This is a genomic window from Vibrio sp. V19_P1S1T109 (genome assembly GCF_002241375.1).
GTDB lineage: Bacteria > Pseudomonadota > Gammaproteobacteria > Enterobacterales > Vibrionaceae > Vibrio > Vibrio anguillarum.
The window spans coordinates 1-4,702 of the sequence record NZ_NDIM01000365.1; the positions used below are offsets into that span (position 1 = coordinate 1).

5 protein-coding genes are annotated in these 4,702 nt (G+C 42.4%); 1 reads left to right on the plus strand and 4 read right to left on the minus strand.

The features are described 5' to 3' along the window. Positions 1–219 precede the first annotated feature (219 nt). From B9J87_RS16910 to B9J87_RS16925, 4 genes are all read right to left on the minus strand, one after another. Positions 220–663 (minus strand): copper chaperone PCu(A)C, encoded by a 444-nt coding sequence (locus tag B9J87_RS16910; protein ID WP_017048143.1) that lies wholly within the window; start codon positions 661–663, stop codon positions 220–222. Position 664: 1 nt separating this feature from the next. Next, positions 665–1,273 carry an SCO family protein gene (locus tag B9J87_RS16915; RefSeq protein ID WP_094151852.1) on the minus strand — a complete coding sequence of 203 codons (609 nt, stop codon included), beginning with the start codon at positions 1,271–1,273 and terminating at the stop codon, positions 665–667. Further along, a complete protein-coding gene (locus tag B9J87_RS16920) occupies positions 1,270–1,698 on the minus strand; it encodes a hypothetical protein (RefSeq protein ID WP_017048144.1) in 429 nt (142 codons plus the stop codon). Before B9J87_RS16920 ends, B9J87_RS16915 begins: the two co-directional genes overlap by 4 nt. 143 nt (positions 1,699–1,841) lie before the next feature. Further along, positions 1,842–2,762: a DUF368 domain-containing protein gene (locus B9J87_RS16925; RefSeq protein WP_094151854.1), complete on the minus strand. Its 921-nt coding sequence runs from the start codon at positions 2,760–2,762 to the stop codon at positions 1,842–1,844. Between the two features lie 652 nt (positions 2,763–3,414). Here B9J87_RS16925 and gltS point away from each other — a divergent pair. Continuing rightward, positions 3,415–4,641, plus strand: coding sequence for a sodium/glutamate symporter (gene gltS / locus B9J87_RS16930; RefSeq protein ID WP_026028168.1), 1,227 nt, complete (start codon positions 3,415–3,417; stop codon positions 4,639–4,641). The last annotated feature ends 61 nt before the right edge of the window (positions 4,642–4,702 follow it).

The following is a 4,702-nucleotide window of genomic DNA, read 5'->3' on the forward strand; positions in this document are numbered from 1 at the left end:
GGATATTGTGTCTAGAATTAATTGATAATCAGCACAAATAATTAATCAATGTGTGGAAATGCAATCGATTTTGAGTGAAATGTAAATAAAATGTAGCATTTGTGGTGGTGGAATGATAAGCCTCTCGTCGGGATGTCTCGCTCTCGCCATTAGACTGGTCAATGAGCGTTTAGTGCGATGATAAAAGAGGGTAAGCCAACATCGCTCACCCTCTTCTTTTTAATGGTGTGCCATACCACTCATCACTTTTTTTACTGGTGCAGTAATGGTTTGCTGCTCACCATTGGCAAAGGTCAGTTGTACGTCAATCTTTTCACCTTCAACCAATGGTTTCTTCAAATCAAAAAGCATGATGTGCAAGCCGCCCGGTTTGAGTTCGACGTGCCCTTTGGCCGGAATTTTAAATTCAGTGACTTGACGCATTTTCATCACATCTCCTTCGGTGATTACATCATGCAACTCAACTTTCCCTGCCACATCGGTGTTGGCCGATACAATGAAACGGTCCGTTTCACCTTTATTCATGATTTGAGAAAATACTGCGCTGGTGGTGGCGGTTGGTGCGGTAGCGCGTGCGTAAGGGTGATGTACCATTATATCTGTGTTCGCAAAAGCTAGTGGGCTAAAGGCAAGGCTTGCTAAAAAAAGAGCATTGAGCTTCATGTTATTTTCCTTGTGATGACGTCATTATTGTTTTGATGGCTTCAACAATGGGAGCCGGTGAAAGCGTGTGTGGAACTTTAGTGATTAATGTTCCATCTGGTTGTAAAAAGTAGAAGTAGGAGCTGTGATCTAATGTGTATTTCAGTTCAGATCCCTTTAATTCGGTTTTGCGGAAAATGACGCCATACTGATGCGCCAGTGGTGTTGTAATGTCTAAAGGAGCAGAAAGTCCCTCGATCATCGGGTGGAAATATTGGGCGTATTGATGAGAAGCATCGGCAGCGTCACGCTCTGGATCGAGAGAGATAAATAAAGGGCGCAGCTTTGCTTTGGTTACATCATCCAGTTGATTGAGTGCACCTGCTAACATAGCCAGAGATGTTGGGCAGATATCTGGGCAGCGTGTAAAGCCGAAGTAAACAACACGTATGCGTTCATCTTTAGTATCAAAAATAGAGATGGGTTGATTTGATTTGCCAAATAAAATTACTTCAGAAGATGAGCTATTACCGCCCTCTAAATCCATACTTTGCTGCGTATCAAAATAGGTTTTTATGCCAAAGCCTAATACAAACGCAACCACCAATGCCAGAGACCAATTTTTACTCATCTTTCCATCCTTATTGCCGGGAATACTTGGGTACGACCATCAGAGAGCTCGCCAATCCATGTCATTTTTTCAGTCGTGCAAACTGGGAGTACAATCTGTGCTGTGTAGAGCCCGTCTTCCTGCGGCGTCAGTACATATTTAGCGGTGCCCATCTCCATCTCTAGCCCATTGAGTGTGAGTGTGAGTTTACTTGCATTGGCTTGCGGCCATTCAACGGTCAGAGTGTTAGCCACCAAAGGTTGAGATTTATCGTGTGCCAATGTCATGACAACATCTCCTTGTCGACAAGGGGCACTCGACAATTGGCAATATCGATTAATGTCTGGAGAAGAGTGTGCTGAAGAGAGCCAATTAAAAATATCGCTGCTAAAGTAACCCGCTAGTAGGGCTAGAACAAAGACGCCGATTTTGATTGCGTTGTGCATGGGGACAATCCAAGCGGTTATAAAGCGCGAATATTATCACAGCTATCTTTTTTCAGTGGTGACGAATGGATAAAATGTGCAACAAATCAATATAGTAAAGGTGAGTCTCCCCACCTTTACTCATTCATGCTATGCGGTGTGATTTACACATCGTGATGTTTTGCATATTGCTCCAAGCCAAGCACGAGGGCAACAGCGCAAAGCATCAATAAAATGGCTACCAGCAGTTGCGAAGGCTGTGAAGTGATGGACTCAAATTCCAATGGAGAAAGGTTTCGCTGCAGTAAAGGAACGAGCTCACCGTGAGAATTGGTTCGCCAAGTGAGCGTTTCTTTCCAAGGCCAGATTTTGGGTAAGGTGCCGATCATTAATCCCGTAAGAAAAATTAAGGTCAAATCTCTAAATTGTTTGAGTAACCAAGACAATACGTGAGAAAAACTCAGTAAACCACCAATACATCCGAGTAAAAAGAGTGCCAAAATATCGGCTTGCATCTCTTTCACCGCGCCCAGTACCGGTGCGTACATACCAATCAGCAACAGGATAAAACTGCCAGAAATTCCCGGTAGAATCATGGCGCAGATGGCAATAGCACCGGCTAGAATTGTGTTCAGCGCTGTTGGTTCCATCTGCATTGGGTTAAGTACCGTAATACTGTAAGCAAACGCAATTCCCAGCAAAGCGAAGAGCAACCGAGAAAGTTTGAACTGCTCAATTTGTTTCACAATATGGAACACCGAAACCAGAATTAAACCGAAGAAGAATGACCAAATGGGAATAGGATGCGTGGCTAACAGCCAAGAAATGAGTTTAGCCAAAGAGAGGATACTGGTGAATATTCCCCCAAACAGTGCGAGCAAGAAGAAGCCATTAATATGTTGAAATGCGGCGGCTAACCCATCTCGTTTGACTATGCGCAATAAACTTGGATTAATCCTACGAATGCTTTCAAGCAAAGTGTCATAGATACCAGTGATGAATGCAATGGTTCCACCCGAAACACCCGGCACAACATCGGCGGCGCCCATGGCCATCCCTTTTAAAAACGTACTGAAATAGTTCATTGAATCTGCATGATTAAGTGTATGTGCCGGAAGTATATAATGAAATAACTAAGAAATGCTTGTACAAAAGATGAGTGAGTGGTGCTGGCTTAAGGTGAAAAAGCGCAGAAAGTTAGTTTGTTTTATAGCAACTGAGTGAGTATTGTTTTGCATTCGTTTCGCATAATGCAATTTGCGTAATGCGAAAAAGTACTACATTTTGATGAATTAATGCGATGCATAGCTAAAAAGCAGACCTTTTTTAGTTGGCATACTTCATGCATAATACTATTCGACCCTTCTTAAAGCCGAGGGTCACCTAGCCAACTGACGTTGTTAGTGAATGAATTTGTTCACACTATATATAAGCCAATCGCATCATTGCGGTTGGCTCTTTTTTTGTCTGTTAGGTATGATACGCCTCCTCGCTCGTCTAATGGGAGTTTTAAAATGACAATCAAAAGCCGTGAGCGAAGATGTTTTTCGAGCAAAACCAGTTAGGCCGTATGTTCGTAAAACCCATCAAATAAACATCGTATATCATTGAAAATAAACAATATCCATAAGGATGATCCGTATCGATCAATCGTATTTTTTTCGAGTTTATCAAGCTTTTCTTTGATGATCTCCAAACTCATTAAGGAAGATGAGTGAAGCAGTAATAAGAGGTTATATGCACCATTTAATTTCAATTGGGCCCCTTGAGTCTTTCTTAATCGCTATTAGCGTGCTTTTTTTAGGTCACTTTATTAACGCAAAACTGCCTATCTTGGAAAAATTCAACATTCCTGAGCCCATCGTCGGTGGCTTAATTGTCGCTTTCGCGATCACTCTTCTACATTTTTACGGCTTAGATTTAGAGTTCTCATTGCCGTTGCAGAATATTTTTATGCTGATGTTTTTCAGCACCGTAGGCCTTGCGGCCAATTACACTCAACTGGTTAAGGGTGGCGCAAAAGTCTTTCTTTTCCTCGCTGTTGCCTCGTTTTATATCATCATCCAAAATGGCGTCGGTGTATCGTTAGCGACGGCTCTTGGTCTTGACCCACTGATGGGGTTGATCGCCGGTTCTATTACCCTCTCGGGTGGACACGGTACGGGAGCGGCGTGGGCTCAAACATTCAACGACAATTATGGGCTTAGCAATACGCTAGAAATTGCCATGGCCTCAGCGACCTTTGGTTTGATCATTGGTGGGATTATCGGTAGCCCAGTTGCCCAAAAACTCATTAATAAAAACGGGTTTGAATCTGAGTATGGACGAGGAACCAAAACGCACGATAAGTTCCCAGAGCTGGTTACGTACAATGAATATGAAGAAGATAAAGTCACCGCAAAGAAAGTGATTGAGGGTTTGTTCATCCTTCTTATTTGTGTCACTGGTGCTAAATATTTAGAACAGTGGGTAAGTGCATTTGAAATCAAATGGTTGATGATCCCCGATTTTGTCTATGCGCTTTTCATCGGTGTGTTCATTACCAATATACTGGAATTGACGAAAGTTCATAAAATTGATGCTGAAACCGTTGACATCTTAGGCACCGTTTCTCTATCGCTATTTCTTGCAATGGCACTCATGAGTTTAAAGTTATGGAATATTTTTGACTTGGCTGTCCCATTTCTGGTGATTTTAGCGGTGCAATCGGTCGTGTTGGGTATTTTTGCTTATTTTGTGACATTTAAAGTCATGGGATCAAATTATGACGCTGCTGTGATCGCTGGTGGGCACTGCGGTTTTGGTCTTGGAGCAACCCCAACCGCTGTGATGAATATGGGCTCATTGGTGACACGATATGGGCCATCACCACAAGCGTTTATGGTAGTGCCTATCGTAGGTGCATTCTTTGTGGATATTGTGAATTTGGTTATCTTGCAGGGATATATTTCTTTTCTAGGTTAAAAACAATGCAGTTAAAAGCAATGTAAAAAGTAAAAACGCCCTGACTTAACTTGTTTAACAG